This is a genomic window from Pigmentiphaga litoralis, assembly GCF_013408655.1.
Classification (GTDB): Bacteria; Pseudomonadota; Gammaproteobacteria; order Burkholderiales; family Burkholderiaceae_B; genus Pigmentiphaga; species Pigmentiphaga litoralis_A.
In genome coordinates this window covers 1,618,457-1,639,982 of the sequence record NZ_JACCBP010000001.1, presented here as the reverse complement: position 1 = coordinate 1,639,982, position 21,526 = coordinate 1,618,457, and the positions used below count along the sequence as shown (strand labels likewise).

General features: G+C 65.3%; 21 protein-coding genes. 13 read left to right on the top strand and 8 right to left on the bottom strand.

All coding sequences use genetic code 11. From position 1 onward, the window contains the following. Positions 1-29: 29 nt before the first annotated feature. The 4 genes from HD883_RS07285 (at position 30) to HD883_RS07270 (ending at position 3,152) form a co-directional block, all read left to right on the top strand. Positions 30-539, top strand: coding sequence for a DUF1993 domain-containing protein (locus HD883_RS07285; RefSeq protein WP_179586883.1), 510 nt, complete (start codon positions 30-32; stop codon positions 537-539). A 1-nt stretch (position 540) separates the two neighbouring features. Then, positions 541-870 carry a hypothetical protein gene (locus HD883_RS07280; protein WP_179586885.1) on the top strand — a complete coding sequence of 110 codons (330 nt, stop codon included), beginning with the start codon at positions 541-543 and terminating at the stop codon, positions 868-870. 165 nt (positions 871-1,035) lie between these two features. Then, complete coding sequence (locus HD883_RS07275; protein WP_179586887.1) at positions 1,036-1,773, top strand: c-type cytochrome; 738 nt, start codon at positions 1,036-1,038, stop codon at positions 1,771-1,773. Beyond that, complete coding sequence (locus HD883_RS07270) at positions 1,770-3,152, top strand: cytochrome c (protein ID WP_179586889.1); 1,383 nt, start codon at positions 1,770-1,772, stop codon at positions 3,150-3,152. The genes HD883_RS07275 and HD883_RS07270 overlap by 4 nt, the downstream gene beginning before the upstream one ends. A 66-nt stretch (positions 3,153-3,218) precedes the next feature. Here the strand turns inward: HD883_RS07270 and HD883_RS07265 are convergent, their stop codons facing one another. Next, positions 3,219-3,452 (bottom strand): hypothetical protein, encoded by a 234-nt coding sequence (locus tag HD883_RS07265; RefSeq protein ID WP_179586891.1) that lies wholly within the window; start codon positions 3,450-3,452, stop codon positions 3,219-3,221. 17 nt (positions 3,453-3,469) lie between these two features. Further along, a complete protein-coding gene (locus tag HD883_RS07260; protein ID WP_179586893.1) occupies positions 3,470-4,375 on the bottom strand; it encodes a DUF72 domain-containing protein in 906 nt (301 codons plus the stop codon). A 74-nt stretch (positions 4,376-4,449) separates the two neighbouring features. Between HD883_RS07260 and HD883_RS07255 the strand changes: the two genes are divergently transcribed. The 9 genes from HD883_RS07255 to HD883_RS07215 all read left to right on the top strand — a co-directional run bounded on the left by HD883_RS07255 (position 4,450) and on the right by HD883_RS07215 (position 14,699). Further along, complete coding sequence (locus HD883_RS07255) at positions 4,450-6,552, top strand: ATP-dependent helicase (protein ID WP_179586895.1); 2,103 nt, start codon at positions 4,450-4,452, stop codon at positions 6,550-6,552. Positions 6,553-6,791: 239 nt separating this feature from the next. After that, positions 6,792-9,188: a bifunctional salicylyl-CoA 5-hydroxylase/oxidoreductase gene (locus HD883_RS07250; protein ID WP_179586897.1), complete on the top strand. Its 2,397-nt coding sequence runs from the start codon at positions 6,792-6,794 to the stop codon at positions 9,186-9,188. Between the two features lie 194 nt (positions 9,189-9,382). Further along, complete coding sequence (locus HD883_RS07245) at positions 9,383-10,237, top strand: SDR family NAD(P)-dependent oxidoreductase (protein ID WP_373563321.1); 855 nt, start codon at positions 9,383-9,385, stop codon at positions 10,235-10,237. 244 nt (positions 10,238-10,481) lie between these two features. Continuing rightward, positions 10,482-10,955 carry a MarR family winged helix-turn-helix transcriptional regulator gene (locus HD883_RS27635; RefSeq protein ID WP_373563425.1) on the top strand — a complete coding sequence of 158 codons (474 nt, stop codon included), beginning with the start codon at positions 10,482-10,484 and terminating at the stop codon, positions 10,953-10,955. Positions 10,956-11,227: 272 nt separating this feature from the next. Then, the gene (locus HD883_RS07235) at positions 11,228-12,082 is read left to right on the top strand and encodes an enoyl-CoA hydratase family protein (protein WP_179586899.1); all 855 of its coding nucleotides are present in this window, start codon (positions 11,228-11,230) and stop codon (positions 12,080-12,082) included. 2 nt (positions 12,083-12,084) lie between these two features. Beyond that, the gene (locus HD883_RS07230; protein ID WP_179586901.1) at positions 12,085-13,260 is read left to right on the top strand and encodes an acyl-CoA dehydrogenase family protein; all 1,176 of its coding nucleotides are present in this window, start codon (positions 12,085-12,087) and stop codon (positions 13,258-13,260) included. 173 nt (positions 13,261-13,433) lie between these two features. Further along, positions 13,434-13,832: a RidA family protein gene (locus tag HD883_RS07225; RefSeq protein ID WP_179588694.1), complete on the top strand. Its 399-nt coding sequence runs from the start codon at positions 13,434-13,436 to the stop codon at positions 13,830-13,832. A 350-nt stretch (positions 13,833-14,182) separates the two neighbouring features. Next, positions 14,183-14,422, top strand: a complete 240-nt coding sequence (locus HD883_RS07220) for a hypothetical protein (protein ID WP_179586903.1) — start codon at positions 14,183-14,185, stop codon at positions 14,420-14,422. A gap of 76 nt (positions 14,423-14,498) precedes the next feature. Beyond that, positions 14,499-14,699: a hypothetical protein gene (locus tag HD883_RS07215; protein ID WP_179582111.1), complete on the top strand. Its 201-nt coding sequence runs from the start codon at positions 14,499-14,501 to the stop codon at positions 14,697-14,699. Between the two features lie 120 nt (positions 14,700-14,819). Here HD883_RS07215 and HD883_RS07210 read toward each other — a convergent pair whose 3' ends face one another. The 6 genes from HD883_RS07210 to HD883_RS07185 all read right to left on the bottom strand — a co-directional run bounded on the left by HD883_RS07210 (position 14,820) and on the right by HD883_RS07185 (position 21,496). Further along, entirely contained in the window at positions 14,820-16,433 is a 1,614-nt protein-coding gene (locus tag HD883_RS07210) for a class I adenylate-forming enzyme family protein (protein WP_179586905.1), read from the bottom strand. Between the two features lie 11 nt (positions 16,434-16,444). Next, complete coding sequence (locus tag HD883_RS07205) at positions 16,445-17,128, bottom strand: 2-hydroxychromene-2-carboxylate isomerase (protein WP_179586907.1); 684 nt, start codon at positions 17,126-17,128, stop codon at positions 16,445-16,447. An 8-nt stretch (positions 17,129-17,136) separates the two neighbouring features. Next, on the bottom strand, positions 17,137-18,108 hold the full coding sequence (locus tag HD883_RS07200; protein WP_179586909.1) for a Bug family tripartite tricarboxylate transporter substrate binding protein: 972 nt from the start codon (positions 18,106-18,108) through the stop codon (positions 17,137-17,139). 246 nt (positions 18,109-18,354) lie between these two features. Continuing rightward, positions 18,355-19,158: an ABC transporter ATP-binding protein gene (locus tag HD883_RS07195; protein ID WP_179586911.1), complete on the bottom strand. Its 804-nt coding sequence runs from the start codon at positions 19,156-19,158 to the stop codon at positions 18,355-18,357. 13 nt (positions 19,159-19,171) lie between these two features. After that, positions 19,172-20,158, bottom strand: coding sequence for a nitrate ABC transporter permease (gene ntrB, locus HD883_RS07190; RefSeq protein WP_257022024.1), 987 nt, complete (start codon positions 20,156-20,158; stop codon positions 19,172-19,174). Between the two features lie 30 nt (positions 20,159-20,188). Beyond that, entirely contained in the window at positions 20,189-21,496 is a 1,308-nt protein-coding gene (locus HD883_RS07185; RefSeq protein WP_257022023.1) for a CmpA/NrtA family ABC transporter substrate-binding protein, read from the bottom strand. Between the last annotated feature and the right edge of the window lie 30 nt (positions 21,497-21,526).

The window sequence follows — 21,526 nt, the reverse complement described above, 5'->3', positions numbered from 1 at the left end:
ATCGCGGCTTCCTTCTGCTGGAGCGCCCCATGGCCCTCTCTTTGCACACCGCATCCGTTCCGGTGTTTGTCCAGATGCTCGACAGCCTGGCCGCCATTCTTGGCAAGGCCGAGACCTACGCGACGAGCCGCAATATCGAACCGCCGGCGCTGCTGCAGGCGCGCCTGTTTCCCGACATGCTCCCGCTGGTCCGCCAGGTCCAGATCGCGTGTGACTTCGCGCGCGGCGTGTGTGCCCGGCTTGCTGGCGTTGAAGTGCCTGCCGTGCCCGATACCCATGCGTCGTTTGCCGAGTTGCGCGGCCTGCTGGCATCGACCCGCGATTTCATCCAGTCGCTTGACGTGGCGGCCATCGACGCGGGCGCGGATCGCGAGATCGTGCTGCGGCCCAATACCCCCAAGGCCAGGCAATTCCAGGGCACGGCCTATCTGCTCAGCTACGGACTGCCGCAGTTCTTTTTCCACGTGACCACCGCCTACGACATCCTGCGCCACAACGGGCTGGACGTCGGCAAGCGCGACTTCATGGGCACCTATTGAAATGACGTCGCCACCGATCGACGAGTCCGCCGTCAACATGATCGTCCAGCGCACCATGGCGCTGGCCACGCGCATCCAGACCGGCGCGATCCAGGGCACGGCGATCAAGCGCGACACCGACAAGGTGGTGCAGGATGCGTTGGCCCACTTCCGCAGCTGGAAGCATGCGGATCCGGAAGACACCCGCGCGCTGCTGGTCGACATCCTGCGCACCATGAGCCAACGGGTGCCCGTATCGCAGCCGCAGTTTGCCGAGGTGATGGTGACCGTGGCGGACCTGATTGCAGTCGGGAAGATCGCGCCTGACGATCACACGGACCCCGGCCAATAGGAAGGCCACGGGCTTTATCGACCCGGTTCACAGGGTATCGCACCCAGGGGACTTGCTAAAATCGGCAGGCACGTGTCCTTCAGTGACGCGTGCGATGCGTGCCACATGCCCATCCGTAGGCCTGTGTTTTTTATCATTGCGCGGGCCTTTGCGGAGACACCTGCCATGCCCAGTTTGCCCTTTCGTTTCCTGGCTGCCGCCATCTTGGGCGCGAGTCTGTTCGGCGTATCGACCCCGTCGATCGCTGCCGACCCGCAGCAGGTCTATCCCCCCGACAGCATGGGCGCCCGGCTTGCCGCCTGTACCGCGTGCCACGGCGCGCAGGGCAAGGCGGGTCCCGATGGATACTATCCGCGCATCGCCGGCAAGCCCGCCGACTACCTCTATAACCAGCTACGGCATTTTCGCGATGGACGGCGGCAGTACCCGCCCATGCAAGGCCTGCTGGAAAACCTGTCCGATGATTACTTGAAGACGATCGCCAGCTGGTTTGCCGACCAGCATCCGCCTTACGAAGCCTCGGCGCGCAGCCGGGCGTCGGCGGCGACGCTGGAACGCGGCAAGACGCTGGCGATGACGGGGGACCCTTCGCGCAAGGTGCCTGCCTGTGCCGCCTGCCATGGCAGCGCGCTGACCGGCGTGCTGCCCGCGATCCCCGGGTTGCTGGGTGTGCCGCACGACTACATCAGTTCGCAATTCGGCGCGTGGACCAATGGGCTGCGCAAGGCGTCGGCGCCGGACTGCATGGCCGACATTGCCCGGCGCATGACGCCCGATGACATCAGCGCCGTTGCCGCGTGGCTATCGCAGCAGCCACCGGGCGAGGGCCTGCCGGCCGCGTCCTTGCCAGCGCCGTTGCCGTTGGAATGCGGCAGCCAGGCGACCACCGGGGGGGCGTCATGATCGGCCGCAACCAAGACAAAGGCGTGTCCGCCGGACGCGTGGCGCCTGCCAGCAACCGGCTGCGGCTGGCCTGGATAGCGGTGGGGCTGGCGATCGCGGCGGGCGTCGCCGTCGCCGTGCTGATGTCGGTGGGACATCGCGAAGATGACCGCGACGCCACACGACCGGCCGCAAGCAATCTGTCCGATGCCGCCCGTATCGAGCAGGGCCGCTATCTGGCCCTGGTCGGCAACTGCATGGGCTGCCATACGGCCGTCGGGGGCACGCCCTACGCAGGCGGCCGCGCCTTGCCCACGCCGTTCGGCACCTTCTATGGTCCGAATCTGACGTCCGACGCCGAGACCGGGTTGGGCAAATGGTCGGCCGACGATTTCTGGCGTGCGTTGCACAACGGCAAGGGCCCCGACGGGCAATTGCTGTATCCGGCGTTTCCGTACGCCACGTACACCCAGGTCAGCCGCGACGATGCCGATGCGCTGTTCGCGTATCTGCGATCGCTGGAGCCGGTCAAGCAGGCCAATCGCGACCACGAACTGGCGTTTCCGTATGACCAGCGCGAACTGGTTGCAGTCTGGCGCGCCCTGTATTTCCGGCCGGGAGGCGATGCGGCCAAGGCAGAGCGGGGCGAGGGCGCTGCCGGAACGGCGGCGGGGGCGGCTGCCGGGGATGCCCAGTTGGTGCGCGGGCGCTATCTGGTTGACGGCATTGGCCACTGCGCCGAATGCCACACGCCGCGCAATCGTCTGGGAGCGTTGCAACGCAATGCCAGCCTGTCCGGCGCCGTCATTCCTGGCCAGAGCTGGTATGCGCCGCCCTTGTCAGGCGACCCGGTAACGGGGTTGGGCAAGTGGTCGGCTGAAGACATTGCCGAATTGCTGCAGACCGGCATCTCGCGCCGGGGGGCGGCTGCCGGTCCGATGGCAGAAGCCGTTCATGTCGGCCTGCAGTATGTGCGCGACGACGACGCCAAGGCCATGGCGGCCTACCTGAAATCCCTGCCCGCGCAGGGGTTGGATGCGCGCGCAGTCGGCACGGCGCCGTCTGCCACGGTAATGGAAACCGGCCGCGGGCTGTACGAAGCCCAATGCACGCAGTGTCACAAGTCGTCGGGTGAAGGCGTTTACCCGGCGTGGCCCCCGCTGGCAGGCAATCTGTCGGTGACGGCGCCGGACGCGGTCAACGCGATCAAGCTGGTGCTGCGCGGTGGGTTTTCGCCGTCTACCGCCGGGCATCCGCAGCCTCACGGCATGCCGCCTTTCGGCCAGGCGATGAAAGACCAGGACGTTGCCGCAGTGGTGTCCTACATCCGGAATAGCTGGGGGAATAGCGCGGGGGGCGTGTCGCTGAGCGACGTGCGCCGGGTGCGCGAAGCGCGTTGAGCGGCGGCGTGCCGGGTAAAGCGTAGCGATCGAGGCGCACCGGACAGCGCCGGCGCGCCTGCCGTCTTACATCTGCGGTGCCGGACCGTCCCAGTAGGGTTCGGCCTGCTCCAGCGCTTCGGTGGCGCTGAGGGGCTCATACACGAAGAATTCAAGCCGCTTGGCTTCGCCCGATTCCTCGGTCTTTTCAAGCTCGCGACGCACATACACCGTGCCGTCATTAATGGCGACGATACGGTCTTCGTCCGAATCAGGAACCGGTTCGCCGTGCCGGGTACCACCGATAAAAGTCTTGCGCACAGGAAGCTCCTTGAAAGTCATTGCTGCAGTGTAGCAATCCTGGATTTCAGGTTTGCGGCATTGCGCATCCCCTGGTCCTCGAAATTGGTATTGAGCACCACGTGGGTGTCGCGGATGGTTCGGGATAGCCTGGCAATACGGCGGGCCAGTTCGTCCAGTTCTTCAGGGCTGTATTCGTACATGAACCTGCCTGACGACGCCGAGGTCTGCGCGTTCCAGGCTTCGGCGTTGCGGCCATGCAGGCGCACCACGGCCAGGTCCGGATGCGTGGTTTCCCAGACGGCCGGCGCGGTGTTGGGCACGCCGACCGGGCTGTCCACCACGACGTGCACCGCGCCAAGCTTGCGTTCCCAGGCCAGCGTCTGCGCCGCCGCATCCCCCTCAAACCAGCTGGCGTCGCGAAACTCCACCGCCAGCGTGTGTTCCTGCGCCAGATAGGCGCAGCGTTCGACATGCCGGATGCTGCGGGGACTGCGGCGCACCCACGGTGGAAACTGGAAGTGCAGGGCGCCCAGCTTGCCCGCCATGCGCAAGGGTTCGACCGCGATGGTGAAGCGGCGCCACAGCTCGGCCCGGATGTCTTCGGGCACGTCGCGGTAGTACACGGCGGGCTTATCCGTGTCTGGCAGGGCCCGGCGCAGATCGCTGGGGAAGGCGTCTCGCGGCGTCGGGTGCCCGGTGAACAGCCGGAACGCCTTCACGTTGAACACGAAATCGTCGGGCGTGCGCTGCGTCCACCGGTGCGTCGTGGCCGGGTCGGGAAGACGGTAGTAGCTCGCGTCGACTTCCACGAACGAAAACCGCGACGCGTAATGGCGAAGCCGTCGTTCTGGCGTGGTGGCATCGGGCGGATAGAATCGACCGCACGCCAGCAGGGTCGGATCGGTCCACGATGCGGTTCCTACGTGGATGTCACAGGGCATGATGGGATGTTTTTGGCCAATAAGACTGTATGAATATACAGTATCATGCCCTTCATGAACTGAAGATGAGTGCCATGGAAGCTTCTGCCGCCACCCCCGCCAACCTGCCCACGTCGGCATCCGACTATCTGTCCGACCTCAATGCGCAGCAGCGCGAAGCCGTCGAATATGGCGTTGGCACGCCGGCGGCGTCGCCTGCCTTGCTGGTGATCGCGGGCGCAGGGTCGGGCAAGACCAACACCCTGGCGCACCGCGTGGCACATCTGGTGCTGAATGGCGCGGATCCGCATCGCATCCTGCTGCTGACGTTCTCGCGCCGGGCAGCGGTCGAAATGGAACGGCGGGTAGGCCGGGTATTGCAGAAGGTGCTCAAGCTGCGCAGCGGCGTGGCGCCGTCCCTGCAGTGGGCCGGCACCTTTCACGGCGTCGGCGCGCGCCTGCTGCGCGAATACGCCGGCCGCATCGGGCTGGCCGAATCGTTCACCATCCATGATCGGGGCGACTCCGAAGACATGATCGGCATCGTGCGCCACGAACTGGGCTTTTCGTCCGCGCAAACCCGGTTTCCGCTCAAGGGCACCTGCCTGGCCATCTATTCCCGCGTGGTGAACAGCCAGGCCCCGCTGTCCCACGTGCTGCAAACCGCGTTTCCCTGGTGTTCGGCCTGGGAAGCGCAGCTCAAGCAGCTCTTTGACGCCTACGTGCAGGCCAAGCAGGACCAGCACGTGCTCGACTACGACGACCTGCTGCTCTATTGGGCCGAAATGATGACCGATCCCGGCCTGGCTGCCGAGGTGGGCGGATCGTTCGACCATGTGCTGGTCGACGAATACCAGGACACCAACCGGCTGCAGGCGGCCATCCTGCTGGCCATGAAACCGACCGGGCAGGGGCTGACGGTCGTGGGTGACGACGCGCAGTCCATCTACTCGTTCCGGGCCGCCACCATCCGGAATATCCTGGATTTTCCGGGTCAGTTTGCGGAACCGGCGCACGTGGTCACCCTGGAACGCAATTACCGGTCGACGCAGCCCATCCTGGATGCGTCCAACGCTGTCATCCAGCAGTCCACCGAACGGTACGCCAAGCAGCTCTGGACCGACCGCGCCTCGTCGCAGCGTCCGCTGCTGGTCACCGTGACCGACGACGCGGGACAGGCCCGGTGGATTGCCGACAAGGTGCTGGAAAACCGCGAAGCGGGCGTCAAGCTCACCTCGCAGGCCGTGCTGTTTCGCACCTCCAGCCACAGCGCCATGCTGGAACTGGAACTGACCCGGCGCAACATTCCCTTCGTGAAGTTCGGCGGGCTCAAGTTCCTGGAAGCGTCCCACATCAAGGACGTGCTGTCCGTGCTTCGCTGGGCGCAGAACCCGCGTGGCCGTCTGTCCGGCTTCCGGGTGGCGCAACTGATCCCCGGCATCGGGCCGGTATCCGCGGGCAGGGTGCTCGACGCCATGGCCAGCGCGCCGGATCCCCTGGCAGCCATGCAGGCGTTCCAGCCCGGGTCCGCCGCGCAAGAAGACTGGCGGGCCTTCAGCCAGACCTACGAAATGATCGCCGGCGCCGGCGCCAGTTGGCCCGCCGACCTGGAACTGGCCATCCAGTGGTACACCCCGCACCTGGAACGGCTGCATGAAGACGCGGCGGTCCGCCGGGGCGACCTGGACCAGCTGGCGCGGATTGCCGCCACTTACCCGTCGCGTGAAAAATTCCTGACGGAACTGACCCTGGATCCGCCGGACGCCACCAGTGCCGAATCCGGTGCGCCGCTGCAAGACGAGGACTACATGATCCTGTCCACCATCCATTCCGCAAAGGGACAGGAGTGGAAGGTCGTGTACGTGCTGAACGTGGTGGACGGCTGCATTCCGTCCGACATGAGCACGGGCACCAAGGAAGACATCGAAGAAGAACGCCGGCTGCTGTATGTCGCCATGACCCGCGCCAAGGAACAGCTGCAGCTCATCGTGCCGCAGCGCTTCTATGTCACGCAGCAGACCGGCATGGGCGATCGCCACATTTACGGGTCGCGCACCCGTTTCATTCCCGATTCGCTGCTCAAGCTGTTCGAACGCATGCCCAAGCCGCCGCAGCCGGCTGGCCTGGCCGAACGGGGGTTGACGCCCGAGGCGGCAAAGATCGACATCGCCAGCCGGCTGCGGGGTGCGTGGAAGTAGGGTGGGGAAGTACGGGGCGTGGAGGTAGGGTGGGGAAGTACGGGGTGTGGAGGTACGGGGTGTGGAGGTACGGGGCGGGGAAGTTGGGGACGCCACGCTGGCGCTGCGGGCCCCTGGCAGGCGCATCGGCCCGCTGATACAGGGGTTGACGGCAAATTACTTTAAGTGTCAAATAGTTTTGTCGGCGCGGGTCAGCCGACGTTCTGTCCGAGGTTAGGACGCGGCGCAACGGAGGCACGATGAATATCGTATGTATCGGTGGTGGCCCGGCAGGCTTGTACTTCGCCTTGCTGATGAAGCAGCGCAATCCCGGTCATCAAGTGGTCGTGATCGAGCGCAATCGTCCTTACGATACCTTCGGGTGGGGCGTCGTGTTTTCCGACCAGACGCTGGGCAACCTCGTCAACGCCGATGAGACCACGGCGCGCAGCATCCTGCAGTCCTTCAATCATTGGGACGACATCGATGTCCACTTCAAGGGCGATACGATCACGTCGGGTGGCCACGGCTTTTGCGGCATCGGCCGCAAACGCCTGCTGAACATCCTGCAGGCCCGCTGCGAAGCGCTGGGCGTGCAGCTTGTGTTCGAGACCGACGTGCTGGACGACCAGGAAATCGCGGCGCGCTACGACGCCGACCTGGTGGTCGCCAGTGATGGCCTGAACAGCCGGGTGCGCACGCGTTACCAGGACACCTTCCAGCCCGACATCGAAAGCCGCTATTGCCGCTTCGTGTGGCTCGGCACGAAAAAGCTGTTCCCGGCCTTCACGTTCGCGTTCGAAGAAACCGAACATGGCTGGTTCCAGGCGCATGCCTACCAGTACGACGGCGACACCTCGACATTCATTATCGAAACGCCCGACGACGTGTGGCAGCGCGCCGGCCTCGACACCATGAGCCAGGCCGAGGCCATCGCCTTCTGCGAAAAACTGTTTGCCAAATACCTGGACGGCCAGCCGCTGCTCAGCAACTCGCCGCACCTGCGTGGCTCGGCCAACTGGATCCGCTTCCCGCGCATCGTGTGCGGATCGTGGGTGCACTGGAATACCTTTGGCGACAAGAAGGTGCCGGTCGTGCTGATGGGCGACGCCGCGCACACCGCGCACTTTTCCATTGGTTCGGGCACCAAGCTTGCATTGGAAGACGCCATTGAACTGGCGCAATGTTTCGATCGGCAGGGCGACGGCAACCTCGAAAATATCCTGGCCAACTACGAAGCCAGCCGGTCTATCGAAGTGCTCAAGATCCAGAGCGCGGCGCGCAATTCCATGGAGTGGTTCGAACACGTCGACCGGTATGTGGGCCTGGATCCCGAACAGTTCGCGTATTCGATGTTGACCCGCAGCCAGCGGCTGTCCCATGACAACCTGCGCGTGCGGGACCCGGCCTACGTGGCCCGCTACGAGCAGTGGATTGCCGATCGCGCCTATCGCCAGGCGGGGCTGCCCAAGCCGGCGGGCGACGTTGCCCCGCCACCCATGCTGACACCGTTCAAGCTGCGCGACACCGTGCTGGCGAACCGCATCGTCGTGTCACCGATGGCGCAGTACTCGGCCAAAGACGGCGTGCCCGGCGACTACCACCTGGTGCACCTGGGCAGCCGCGCCATGGGCGGCGCTGGGCTGGTGTTCGCCGAAATGACCTGCGTGTCGGCCGACGCGCGCATCACCCCCGGGTGCCCGGGGCTCTACACCCCCGAACACACCGCCGCCTGGAAACGCATTGTCGATTTCGTGCACGCCAACACCCAGGCCAAGATCGCCGTGCAGCTGGGGCACGCCGGCGCGAAGGGCTCGACACGGGTCGCCTGGGAAGGCACCGACAAGCCTTTGGTGACCGGCAACTGGCCGCTGGTGTCGGCATCGGAAACCCAATATCTGGAAGGCGTGTCCCAGGTGGCGTTTGCCGCCAACCGGGGCGACATGGCGCGCATCAAGGCCGACTTTGTCCGGTCTACGATCGCCGCGGCCGAAGCCGGGTTCGACTGGCTCGAACTGCACTGCGCGCACGGCTATCTGCTGTCCAGCTTCATCTCGCCTTTAACCAATCAGCGTGACGACGACTACGGCGGCTCGCTGGAAAACCGCTGCCGCTACCCGCTCGAAGTGTTCGCCGCCATTCGCGAGGTCTGGCCAGCCGACAAACCGATCAGCGTGCGCATTTCGGCGCATGACTGGGCCGACGGCGGCATCACGCCAGACGACGCGGTCGCGATCGCCCGTCTGTTCAAGGAAGCCGGGGCCGACATGCTCGATTGCTCGTCGGGCCAGGTCACCAAGCTTGAAAAGCCGGTGTACGGCCGGATGTTCCAGACGCCGTTCTCGGACCGCATCCGCAATGAAGTCGGCATTCCGACCATTGCGGTGGGCGCGATCTTCGAGGCCGACCACGTCAACAGCATCATCGCCGCCGGGCGCGCCGACCTGTGCGCGCTGGCCCGGCCGCACCTGGCCGACCCGGCCTGGACGCAGCACGAAGCGGCCAAGCTCGGTCACTTCGACAACGTCGGCTGGCCCAAGCAGTACTACGCCGGCAAGCAGCAGCTCGAACGCAATCTGGAACGCGAAAAACAAGTCGCCGCGCAAAGCGCCGGCCTGACGCCGCAACAGATCGCCGCACGGCTGCTGGCCGAGTGACCGCAGCGATGAGCGCGTCATCTTTGTCGGCAGGGTCGGTGGTTTCGGCGGCTTCGGCTGCGGCTTCGGCTTCGTCCGCGGTTTCAGCCGCGGCTCCGGCTGCGGCTTCGGCTTCATCCAGGGCTGGCATCGCAGCGGCGCCGGCCGGTTCGGCCACGGCGTCGGCGCTTCCGCTCAGCGGCCGTCATGCGCTTGTGACAGGTGGCGCGCGCGGGATTGGCGCGGCCATCGCGCGCACCCTGGTTACGCAGGGCGCATCGGTCACGATCGCTGGCCGGCATGCCGACGCACTGCAGGCGGCGGTGAACGACCTGGAGGCAGCTTTGCCGCCGGGCGCGGTGTCTGCAGCAGCGTGCCCATCGAACGACGTGGGGCTCAGCGCGGGCGCGCCCAGTGGTGTTCCGGCGGAGCGCTCGGGCGCGGCATCGAGCGCCACAAACATCGGCTATGTCGTCATGGATGTGGCCGATTCCGAATCCGTGCGTGCTGCGTTTGCGCAAGCCCGTCGCCGCGCGGGTGTCATCGACATCCTGGTGAACAACGCCGGGCAAGCCGAATCGGCGCCCCTGGCCCGGACCGATGACGCCTTGTGGCGCCAGATGATGGACGTCAATCTGTCCGGCTCGTTCTTCTGCATGCGCGCGGCCTTGCCCGACATGGTCGATGCTGGCTGGGGGCGCATCGTGAATATCGCCAGCACGGCGGGGCTCATTGGCTACGGCTACACGGCGGCCTACTGCGCGTCGAAGCACGGTGTGATCGGCCTGACGCGGTCGGTGGCGCTGGAAGTCGCGACCAAGGGCGTGACGGTCAACGCCGTCTGCCCGGGCTTTACCGAAACCGATCTGTTGACAGACGCTGTCGACAACATCGTCGCCAAGACCGGTCGGGATGCGGCCCAGGTGCAGCGCGACCTGGCCTCGCTCAATCCGCAGAAGCGGCTGGTGAAACCCGACGAAGTGGCCAACGCCGTGCTGTGGTTGTGCATGCCCGGTTCGGACGCCATGAATGGACAGTCGCTGGCCGTTGCCGGCGGCGAAGTCATGTAGGAATGACAAGATGACGCGCAAACCCGATGACTCCACGCTGACCGGCGCCGCCAGCTCGGCGATCAAAGCCACCTCTGCTGCCGATGCTTCGGCCAAGAGCACCGCTCTGCGCGACCCTGCCGTGGTTGGCTCGTCTGCCAAGGGTGCGTCCTCGCGCGACGCGGCCGCTACCGGTTCGTCCGCCAAGGACGCATCGCCGACCCCAACGGGCGGTGGCCAGGCCGTCTCAGCCGACGCGGCCCCTGTGCTCGATCTCGAAACGCGGATCACCGGGGGTCACCATGAATCGCTCGTGCTGTGGCTGCGCATGCTCTCGTGCACGAACCGCGTGGAAAACGAAATCCGGTCGCGCTTGCGCGCGGAGTTCGGCATCACCTTGCCGCGGTTCGATCTGATGGCGCAGCTCGAGCGTCAGCCTGAAGGGCTGCGGATGGGCGAGCTGTCGAAACGCATGATGGTGACGGGCGGCAACGTGACCGGCATCACCGATCAACTGGTGGCCGAGAACCTGGTGGTGCGCGAGCCCGCGCCCGATGACCGCCGCGCTTTCATCGTCAAGTTGACGCCGGCCGGCCGCCGCGCGTTTGCGCGCATGGCGCAGGTACATGAGCAGTGGATTGCGGAGTTGTTTTCGGGCCTGCCGTCTGACGCCAAGACGCAATTGATTGATCTGCTGTCGACGCTGAAGGGCAGCCTGACCGCGCCGCCATCGGCGTGAACGAAGCATACGGTGAATGCATCGCCGTATCACCGCATGACGTCGCCCCGTCGGCGTGGCCGGCACATTCGTCGAACGCATGGTCGCATCGCCGTAGCACTGCATCACTGCATCACTGCATCACTGCATAACCGCATCACTGCATAACCGCATCACCGCATCACCGCATCACTGCATGACCGCATCACCGCCATACCTGTTTCCTGTATTCCGACTCTCTGATCCACCGACTTTTTTGCGCGCCGCGAGCCGGCGAGCGCACGGAGCTGACCATGCGTTACCTACCGGGTGAAAACCGCCGGCTGCACGGCGCGCCAACGACGTTGGCTGACTACGAGGCGCGGCACGTGCTGTTCGAGGTGGCTGATGGCATTGCCACGCTGACGTTGAATCGTCCGGACCGCAAGAATCCGCTGACGTTCGATTCCTACGCCGAGCTGCGGGATCTGTTCCTGGCGCTGGCCTATGCCGAAGACGTGCATGCCGTGGTGATCCATGGCGCGGGCGACAACTTCTGCTCGGGCGGTGACGTGCACGAAATCATCGGGCCGCTGACGAAACTCGACATGCCGTCCTTGCTCGCCTTTACCCGCATGACGGGGGACGTGGTCAAGGCGATGCGTGCCTGCCCGCAGCCGATCATCGCGGCCGTCGATGGCGTGTGCGCGGGCGCGGGCGCGATCCTGGCGCTGGCGTCCGATATGCGGCTGGCCACGGCGCGCAGCAAGACGGCGTTCCTGTTCACCCGGGTGGGGTTGGCCGGTTGCGACATGGGCGCGTGCGCCTTGTTGCCGCGGGTGATCGGGCAGGGCCGTGCCTCGGAACTGCTGTACACGGGCCGCTCGTTCACGGGTGACGAGGGCGAACGCTGGGGCTTCTTCAATCGCCTGTGCGAACCGGACGTGCTGCGCGATGACGCGCTGCGGCTGGCCAAGGACCTGGTGGCCGGACCGACCTTTGCGCATGGCATGACCAAGCGCATGCTGCAGCAGGAATGGAATATGGGTGTGTCGGAAGCCATCGAGGCAGAAGCGCAGGCCCAGGCGATCTGCATGGCCACCAACGATTTCCATCGCGCCTACCACGCCTTTGTGGGCAAGCAGCGTCCGGTGTTCGAGGGCGATTGACCATGGCCGATACCACCTATCTCGATTGGCCGTTCTTTGAAGACCGGCACCGTGCGTTGGCAACGCAGCTGGATGCGTGGGCCACCGAACACATTGCCGAGGTCCATGGCCGCGATGTTGACGCGGCCTGCCGTGCGCTGGTGCGTCAGTTGGGGGATGCCGGCTGGCTGGGGCACGCGATCGGCGGAACCGCGCATGGCGGCCATCAGGACGTGATCGACACCCGCGCGATTTGCCTGATCCGCGAGACGCTTGCGCGCCACGCAGGTCTGGCCGACTTTGCCTTTGCCATGCAGGGCCTGGGCTCGGGCGCCATCAGCCTGTTCGGCACCGACGCGCAAAAGGCCGAGTGGCTGACCCGGGTGGCCAGTGGCGACGCCATTGCAGCGTTCGCCTTGTCGGAACCCGATGCTGGGTCCGACGTAGCGGCGATGTCGTGCGCGGCCACGCTGGACGGCGATCACTATGTGCTGAATGGCGAGAAGACGTGGATTTCGAATGGCGGCATCGCTGACTTCTACGTGGTGTTTGCCCGCACGGGCGACGCACCGGGGTCTCGTGGCCTGTCGGCCTTTCTGGTGCCGGCCGCTACGCCCGGGCTGACCATTGCCGAACGCATCGAGGTCATCGCGCCCCATCCGCTGGCCCGGCTGCGGTTCGAGCAGTGCCGTGTCCCGGTGTCGCACCGCATTGGCGAATCGGGGCAGGGCTTCAAGATCGCGATGTCGACGCTGGACGTGTTCCGCACGTCGGTGGCGGCCGCGGCGCTGGGCTTTGCGCGGCGCGCGCTGGACGAAGGTCTGCAGCGCGCGACCCAGCGCCGCATGTTCAACCAGACCCTGGCGGACTTCCAGTTGACGCAGGCCAAGCTGGCCGAGATGGCGACTGGCATCGACGCAGCGGCCTTGCTGACCTACCGCGCCGCATGGATGCGGGATCGCGGACAGAAGGTGACGAAGGAAGCGGCCATGGCCAAGATGACCGCCACCGAAACGGCACAGCGTGTGATTGATGGCGCGGTGCAATTGTTCGGCGGCATGGGGGTGGTGAGCGACCATCCGGTCGAGCGGCTGTATCGCGAGATCCGGGCCTTGCGTATCTACGAAGGCGCGACCGAGGTCCAGCAGTTGATTATCGCGCGGGAGTTGCTGCGCGCCTTGCCCGCACCGGCAGCGTAAGCGCGTCCGCAACCGCACCTGCAACCGCAACCTCAGCCTTTTCGCCACCCGCAAACGAATGCACCCACGGTGTGGCCTGATCGAATGTACCTGCGGTATGGCCTGATCCGGCCACGCCGCAGCCGAACCCTCATTTCACCAGGATTCCCATGAGCACCCCATCCAGCAGCTTCATCGACGTTCTCCAGCCTGAAGGCTGGCCGCGCCCCAAGGGGTATTCCAACGGCATGACTGCGTCGGGCCGCATGGTGTTTGTCAGCGGCATGATCGGTTGGGACGCCGATGGCGTGTTCCAGACGGATGACTTTGTTGGTCAGGTGGCGCAGGCGCTGCGCAACATCGTCGCCACGCTGGCCGAGGCCAAGGCGGGCCCGGAACATATGGTCCGGATGACCTGGTATGTGAAGGACAAGAAGACGTACGTGGCGGCGTACCCGGAAATCGGCAAGGCCTATCGCGAGATCATCGGCCGACACTTTCCGACCATGACGGCCGTGCAGGTGGCCGACCTGATCGAGGACCGCGCGCAGGTGGAAATCGAAGTCACCGCGATGGTGCCCGACGAGGCATAAGCATCCGGGCGCCGTGCAGGCTGGAAAGGTGACGGGGCGCCGTTCAGGTCGGAAGGTGGCAGGCGCCGCGAAGGTGGTGAAGAAGCGGGGCTTTGACCTGTTTCCGACGGCTTTGCGCATCAAGGCGTAACGGACGGCTGAGGTGTTCGCAGTTGGATACAGGCTGGGTGCCTGCGTCGGCAGACCAGAGCAGGCCAGCCGGTATAGTCGAGTGAACGCCACGACGGGACCACCAAGACCGGACCACCACGACTGGACCGCTACGAGTGGACCACCGCGACAGGAACGACCACGACTGGCCAACCACGACTGGCCACACCACGACCGGACACCTCAACGAGGAGACTGCCATGACCCGGGACCGCATCGTAATGCACGGCGACTATGACCTTGCTCCCAGCGCCGAGCTGTTGCCCGATAACACCTATGGCGCGCAATTGCTGCTGTCGCGCTATCGCGGCGTGGACGAAACGCGCACCCAGCGCTTCGCCTCGTTCGGCGCGTTTCCGACGGAACGCGAAGCGATCGACCACGCCATCGCGTATGGTGTGGACATGATCGACGGCCGCAAGGGCGGCCTGGAGATCTGACCGCGCACGTTGCCAACGCACGCGCCAGCACAGCGACCGCGATACTCACCCCACGGCGCCACGACAAGGAATGACCATGACCACGCCCGCGCACGACCTGAAGCCAGGCTACTACTGGTACTACATCGAATCCGATCCGCCATCCATCATCCATATCCGCGACACGGGCGAAGCCAGCCTGATGGGCTCGGACTATGACGTGCCCGCCGAAGATGTCGCGAGCATGATCCGGCGCGGCGAACAGTTCGTCTGGATCGAACCGCCGCTGGGCCGATAAGGCGTCACGCCCGCCGGCCCATAACCAAAGCCTGCACCTGGGTGCACAGCCTAGCCTGGGTGCACAGCCGGCCCCTTCCTCCCCCGGCCGGCCCCGTCCTCCCCAGCCTGCCCCTGCGCTTCACACCCGGGCCGGCTGTTCGTCCCGTTGCTCCACCACAGTCGCGCGCGCCATCTCGCGCAACTTCACCTTCGAGATCTTGCCGACGCTGATGCGCGGGAAGTCCTCGACGAAGTACACCGCGCGCGGCACCTTGAACTTGGCCAGATCCTGGCGGCACGTATCGGTAATGCGCGCTTCCAGGCCCGCAGGCACGGCATCCCCCGAGCGCGGGATCACATAGGCCACGGCCACTTCTCCCAATGACGCGTCCGGCCGGCTGACCACGGCCACCTGCGCCACGCCGTCCACGCCCGCGATCACCCGCTCCACCTCGGCCGCCGACACGCCCTCGCCACCGACCTTGATCAGGTCCTTGTTGCGGTCGCTGAACTGGATGCTGCCGTCGTCATGCAGGATCACGCTGTCGCCGGTGCGAAAGTAGCCTTCTTCGTCGAAGGCGTCACGGGTGGCCTGGGGGTTGCGGAAGTATTCCGCAAAGATAGAGACGCCTGGCACGCCTTTGACCAGCAAGGATCCCGTCTCGCCAGGGCGGCAGGCGTCGCCCCGGTCATTTTCGATCCGGATGCCGTAGCCCACCGACGGGCGTCCGATGGACCCCGGCCGCTGTGGCGCCCACAGGTCGCCGACGATGCCTTGGGCCACCATTTCCGTCATGCCCCAGGCGCCTTGCACCTTTACGCCAAAGATCGCTTCGTGTTGCGGCAGCGACAGGGCGTTGCACCACTGCCGGAAGGCATGGCCGGCGGGCACCGGTTGCCCGGCCAACACGTTACCGCTGAAGATGACGTGCGAGCCCACGCTAGACCGGTACTGCAGGGCCGTCGGCCAGTAGTGCGTGACGGAGAACTTGGGTTGCAGCACCACCGTGGCCCCGGCCCACAGCGTCGGCAACACCGACCATGACAGGCCCACCACATGAAATAGCGGCAGGAAGACCTGCACGATGTCGTCGGCGCGAAAGCCTTGTTGCGTCGCGCCCAGCCGGGCAGCCCACAGGGCGTTCGCATGGGTCCACAACACGCCCTTGGGCCGGGACGTGGTGCCGCTGGTGAACAGGATGGACAAAGGCTGCGACGCATCGGGCGCACGCAAGGGCGCGGGCTCGTGCACACGCAAGCCGTCAAAGCTGTCGGAGGCCGCGGGCGCCGTCCCGGGTTCGCAGGGCACGCCGGCATCGGTGGACGTGACGGCCAGCCAGGTCAGGTCCGGGCAATGGATGGCAAGCTTTGCGGCAAAACGCGGTTGCGTGACGGCGCCGACTGCCTCGGTCAGCTCGGCCATGTAAGTGAGCTCCGGCCCGGCGGCCATGGCGTTGGTTGGCACGCAAATGGCGCCGATATGCGCGCACGCAAAATAGGTGATCAGCAGTTCGGGGCAGTTTTCCAGATGCATGAGCACCCGCTGTCCGGGCTGCACGCCGCGCGCGCGCAGGCCTGCGCCGACCCGGGCGACCTCATCGGCAAACTGCGCATAGGTCCAGGTGCGGGCATCGGCCGTATCAAACGGCGCCCAATGCAGGAAGGGATGCGCGCCGCGTTGCAGGGCGCGCTGTTGCAGCAGGGTCGGGGCATCGAGCCGGGCGAATTGCAGAAGGGCATCGGAAAGCGTCATCGTGTTCGGTCCTAGGAATCAGGGTGTCCGGGGGCAGCGGGCCACGTCGTCCCGGGGGTGTCGGCAGCATCCGTACCGCGCGGCGTCCACGCGCCCACCGTCAGCCAGTGCTCCAGCATCCACAGCCGGTCCACGCCCCAGATCACCTGGTCGTCGACACGAAAGGTCGGCACGCCAAAGACCCCCAACGCCACGGCATCGTCGACGGCGGCGCGCAAGGACGCCTTGACCGCCTCGTCATGCAGCGCGTCGTGCACGTCCGCGGCGGCGACGCCGACGGACTCGGCCACGCGGATCAGCACACCCACGTCCCCGATGTCCTGGCCTTCGGCCCAGTGCGCCGCACACAGCCGCCGCGCGTACCTTGCGGCCAGGCTCGCATCCCGCGCCTTCAGGGCCATGAACAGGCGCAGGGACTTGATCGGCGACACCGAGCCTCCCAGCCCATGTTCCAACAACGGCACACCCAGGAGCGAGGCCAGCCGATGCTTGTCGTCACGCGAGTAATCGCCTTTTAGCGGAGTGAGCGGCACGGGCTTCAAGCCCATGATCTGCAGCACGGTCACACTCAGCAGCACCGGCCGCCAGTCGACGGTCCGGCCATGCCGCGCGGCCAACGCCTCGATCTGCGTGGACGCCAGATAGCCGTAGGGCGAGATGGGATCAAAGAAAAAGTCGATGGGGGAACCGGTCATGCGCCGCGTCACATTTCCAGCTTGACGTTGGCGGCCTTGGCAATGCCGCTCCAGCGCGCCAGGTCGGTCACGATCTGCTGGGAAAACTCGGCCGACGTGTTGCTGACCGGCTCCAGGCCGAAGGACACGAACTTGGTGCGGACCTCGGGCAAGGCCACGACGCGCGCGACTTCATCCTGCAGGCGCTTGACGATGGCGGGCGGTGTACCGGCGGGCAGCAGCAGTCCCTGCCACAGGCGCATGTCCATGTTCTGCATGCCCAGTTGCTGGAAGGTCGGCACGCCGGGCAACGACGGATCTTCCTTGGCCGACGTGACGGCCAGCGCGCGCAGCTTGCCGCTTTGCAGACCGGCCGTGATGGCGACGGGATCCGCAAAGGTGGCCAGCACGTCGTTGCCCATCACGGCGTTGACGGCGTCGGTGCTGCCCTTGTACGAGATGTTCTGGAAGGCCGTGCCGGCCTGCAGGTTCAGCTGTTCGGCAGCCAGCTGGAAAGGCGCCGCGGCCGACGAATAATTGGCCTTGCCGGGATTGGCCTTGGCATAGTTGATCAGTTCGGGCACGGTGCGCGCCGGGCCGTTCGCGTTCACGGCCAGTACCAGGGGCAGGGTGCCGATCAGCGACACCGGAACAAAGTCCTTCACGGTGTCGTAGCGCATGGACGAATACACGGCCGGATTGACGACCATGGACCCGGTCGCACCCAGCAGCACGGTGTAGCCGTCGGGCGCGGACTTGGCCACGTGTTCACTGGCGATCATCGACAGCGCGCCGGGGCGGTTCTCGACCACCACGCGCTGGTTCAGCCCTTCGGACATCTTGGCGGCCACCAGGCGCGCGATGATGTCGCTGCCGCCGCCGGCGGTAAAGCCGACGACCAGACGGATGGGTTTGCTGGGGTAGTCGTCCGCGCTGGCGCCAAAGGCAACAGCGGACAAGGCAACGGTGGCGAATGCGGCGGCAAGGCGCGTCAGTGTCATGCGAGTCTCCGATCAGGGTCATGTCATGGCATGACTTCGTCACGAATAGTAGGGGAGGCCCCCGCACAACTGAAGCGCGAAAAAACGATCGCTTCACAACGGGAATCGATCAATCACCGATCGCCGTTCATATTTGAGCGCGCTCATGAAAAAGGCGCAGTCCGGATGCTACTCCGAACCGCGCCGGTTTTGAAGCACGACGCCAACCCGTGCTCAGCCCATCATGCAGCCACCGTCATTCCGTGATCAGGCCGCTTCCTTGGCGGCCGGATGCGCCTGCTTGCGATACAGGAATTCCACCACGGCCGCCTTGCACGCGTGGTAGTCCGGTTCATTGGCCAGCGCCACGCGATCACGCGGACGGGCCAGCTTCACTTCCTGAATTTCGCCAATGGTGGCGGCCGGGCCGTTGGTCAGCATGACGATGCGGTCCGACAGCAGCACGGCTTCATCCACATCGTGCGTCACCATGATCACGGTGCTTTGCGTCTTGGCCACGATCTTCAGCAGCTCATCTTGCAGGTGCGCCCGTGTCAGTGCATCCAGCGCGCCGAAGGGCTCGTCCATCAGCAGCACTTTCGGTTCGATGGCCAGCGCCCGGGCAATGCCCACGCGCTGCTTCATGCCGCCGGAAATTTCATGCGGGTGTTTGTGTTCCGCGTGGGTCAGGCCGACCAGCTCCAGCGCGGCGCGCACCCGCTCGCGGATCTGCACGCGATTTTCCTTGTCACCAAACACGCGCTCCACGCCCAGTTCCACGTTCTGCGCGCAGGTCAGCCAGGGCAGCAGCGAATGGTTCTGGAACACGACGCCGCGATCCGGACCGGGGCCGTTGATCTCGCGTTCGGCGCACAGCAGCACGCCGGACGTGGGGAGTGTCAGGCCGGCGATCAGGTTGAGCAAGGTCGACTTGCCGCAGCCCGAATGGCCGATCAGGGTAATGAACTCGCCGCGCGCCACCGTCAGGTTGACTTCACGCAGTGCCACGAACGGACCCTTCTTGGTCTTGAAGACCTGGCCGACGTTTTCGATACGAACGAACTTTTCCATGTCGATTCCTTGCTCAGTCAGCCGAATAGGTGAAACGTTTGGCGAGCTGCATCAGTGCGACTTCCAGCAGCAGGCCGACAATGCCGATCACGAAGATTGCGATGATGATGTGTTCGACTTTCAGGTTGTTCCACTCGTCCCACACCCAGAAGCCGATGCCCGTACCACCGGTCAGCATTTCCGCGGCGACGATCACGAGCCAGGCGGTGCTGATCGACAGGCGCACGCCCGTCAGCATGTAGGGCAGGACGGCAGGCAGCAGCACCTTCTTGATGATTTTCCATTCCGACAGGTTCAACACACGGGCCACGTTCATATAGTCCTGCGGCACCCGCGACACGCCAACGGCCGTGTTGATGATCATGGGCCAGATCGAGCAGATGAAGATCGCCCAGATCGCGGCCAGGTTGGCCGCCTTGAACAGCAGCAGGCCAAGCGGCAGCCAGGCCAGCGGCGACACCGGACGCAGCAGGCTGATGACCGGCGAGAACATGGCGTTCAGCGTCTTGAAGCGGCCGATGGCAAAGCCGACCGGAATGCCGACCACGGCCGCCAGGCCAAAGCCGATCGCCACGCGCTGCAAGGACGCCAGCACATTCCAGCCAATACCCATGTCGTTCGGGCCGGCCACGTAGAAGGGATCCGAGAACAGCACCACGGCCGCTTTCCAGGTCACGGCGGGCGTGGGGATCTCGGTCACGAAGGTCGTGATGACCTGCCAGACCAGGATGAACATCACGAAGCCCGCGACCGGACCGGCCAGCGCCTTGACGACGGCCTGGAAGCGGTCCGCGAACACGCTGCTGCCTGCCGCCGCAGCCGACACGGGCGCGGCAGCAACGGGCTTTTTCGCGACCGAAGCCGCCGAGACCGCAACGGGCGCCTCGGCCGACCGAGATGCGAGATCCGGATGCAGATCGATGACGGTGGCGGGACCCGCCTTCGAAGTGGCCGGCGTGGCGGCCGGCGGAACCGGCAGGGGTTTGGCAATGGCTGTCATGGAATTCTCCTGGGTGACCGGGGGTGGCGCTTACGCCTTGACTTTGAAGCTGTCCGCATACGCGGCGGGATTGGTGCCATCCCAGGTCACGCCGTCGATCAGCTTGGAAGACCGCATGTCGCCCTTGGGCAGCGGCGTGCCCGTGGCGGCCGCGGCCTGCTTGTAGATGTCGATGCGGTTGATCTGCTTGGCAACGGCGAGGTAATCCGGGTGGTCCTTCAACAGGCCCCAGCGCTTGTGCTGCGTCAGGAACCACATGCCGTCCGACAGGTAGGGATAATTGGCGGCGCCATCGGCAAAGAATTTCATGGCGTCGGGATCGTCCCAGGTCTTGCCCAGGCCGTTGGTGTAGCGGCCCAGCATGCGATCCAGGATCACGTCGGTGTCGGTATTGACATACGACCGCGCGGCAATCGTTTCGGCCGTCTTGCGGCGGTTCGATACCGAGGCGTCAATGTACTTGCCGGCTTCGAGCACTGCGGCCGTCACGGCGCGGGCGGTGTTCGGATACTTGGCGACGAATTCGGCGGTGCAGCCCAGCACTTTTTCGGGATGGCCTTTCCAGATGTTCTGTGTGGTCTCGGCGGTGTAGCCGATCTTGTCCATGATGGCGCGCGCATTCCACGGTTCGCCGACACAGAAACCGTCCATGGCGCCGACGCGCATGTTGGCCACCATCTGGGGCGGCGGCACGGTAATGACCTTGGCATCCTTCATCGGGTTGATGCCATAGGTGGCCAGCCAGTAGTACAGCCACATCGCATGCGTGCCGGTCGGAAACGTCTGCGCGAAGGTGTACTCGCGCTTTTCGGTCTGCATCAGCTTGGCCAGCGACGGGCCGTCTTTCGCGCCTTTTTCCAGCAGCTTGTTCGAGAGCGTGATGGCCTGGCCGTTCTGGTTCAGGTTCATCAGCACGGCCATGTCTTTCTTGGGGCCGCCGGCGCCCAGGTGCATGCCGTAGACCAGGCCATACAGCACGTGCGCCAGGTCCAGTTCGTTGTTGACCAGCTTGTCGCGCACGCCAGGCCACGACGCTTCTTTCGACGGCGTGATCTTGATGCCGTATTTCTTGTCGATGCCCAGCACCGACGCCATCACCACGGAAGCGCAGTCGGTCAGCGGAATGAAGCCGATCTTGACCTCGGCCTTTTCAGGCGCGTCCGACCCCGCAGCCCAGGCGCCGGCACGCACCAGCGGATCGACGAGGCTCATGATGCTCACGCCCGCGGCGGCCTTGAAGGTCGTCGTGATCAGCTTGCGGCGCTGCACATCGGATACCGCGGGGCCTTCGGAAGAGGCAACGACAGGCATCGACGGCTTCGAGGTAAAGGGCTTCATCCATTGCTCCAGGCAAAAAAAAACGTCCCG

Excerpts from the sequence above, each read along its gene's own strand:
- HD883_RS07200 (WP_179586909.1), bottom strand. The coding sequence starts at position 18,108 with ATGACACTGACGCGCCTTGCCGCCGCATTCGCCACCGTTGCCTTGTCC.
- HD883_RS07230 (WP_179586901.1), top strand. The coding sequence starts at position 12,085 with ATGGCCGATACCACCTATCTCGATTGGCCGTTCTTTGAAGACCGGCAC.
- HD883_RS07235 (WP_179586899.1), top strand. The coding sequence starts at position 11,228 with ATGCGTTACCTACCGGGTGAAAACCGCCGGCTGCACGGCGCGCCAACG.
- HD883_RS07205 (WP_179586907.1), bottom strand. The coding sequence starts at position 17,128 with ATGACCGGTTCCCCCATCGACTTTTTCTTTGATCCCATCTCGCCCTAC.
- HD883_RS07215 (WP_179582111.1), top strand. The coding sequence starts at position 14,499 with ATGACCACGCCCGCGCACGACCTGAAGCCAGGCTACTACTGGTACTAC.
- HD883_RS07185 (WP_257022023.1), bottom strand. The coding sequence starts at position 21,496 with ATGAAGCCCTTTACCTCGAAGCCGTCGATGCCTGTCGTTGCCTCTTCC.
- HD883_RS07270 (WP_179586889.1), top strand. The coding sequence starts at position 1,770 with ATGATCGGCCGCAACCAAGACAAAGGCGTGTCCGCCGGACGCGTGGCG.
- ntrB (WP_257022024.1), bottom strand. The coding sequence starts at position 20,158 with ATGACAGCCATTGCCAAACCCCTGCCGGTTCCGCCGGCCGCCACGCCG.
- HD883_RS07195 (WP_179586911.1), bottom strand. The coding sequence starts at position 19,158 with ATGGAAAAGTTCGTTCGTATCGAAAACGTCGGCCAGGTCTTCAAGACC.
- HD883_RS07285 (WP_179586883.1), top strand. The coding sequence starts at position 30 with ATGGCCCTCTCTTTGCACACCGCATCCGTTCCGGTGTTTGTCCAGATG.
- HD883_RS07250 (WP_179586897.1), top strand. The coding sequence starts at position 6,792 with ATGAATATCGTATGTATCGGTGGTGGCCCGGCAGGCTTGTACTTCGCC.
- HD883_RS07275 (WP_179586887.1), top strand. The coding sequence starts at position 1,036 with ATGCCCAGTTTGCCCTTTCGTTTCCTGGCTGCCGCCATCTTGGGCGCG.
- HD883_RS07255 (WP_179586895.1), top strand. The coding sequence starts at position 4,450 with ATGGAAGCTTCTGCCGCCACCCCCGCCAACCTGCCCACGTCGGCATCC.
- HD883_RS07280 (WP_179586885.1), top strand. The coding sequence starts at position 541 with ATGACGTCGCCACCGATCGACGAGTCCGCCGTCAACATGATCGTCCAG.
- HD883_RS07220 (WP_179586903.1), top strand. The coding sequence starts at position 14,183 with ATGACCCGGGACCGCATCGTAATGCACGGCGACTATGACCTTGCTCCC.
- HD883_RS07260 (WP_179586893.1), bottom strand. The coding sequence starts at position 4,375 with ATGCCCTGTGACATCCACGTAGGAACCGCATCGTGGACCGATCCGACC.
- HD883_RS07210 (WP_179586905.1), bottom strand. The coding sequence starts at position 16,433 with ATGACGCTTTCCGATGCCCTTCTGCAATTCGCCCGGCTCGATGCCCCG.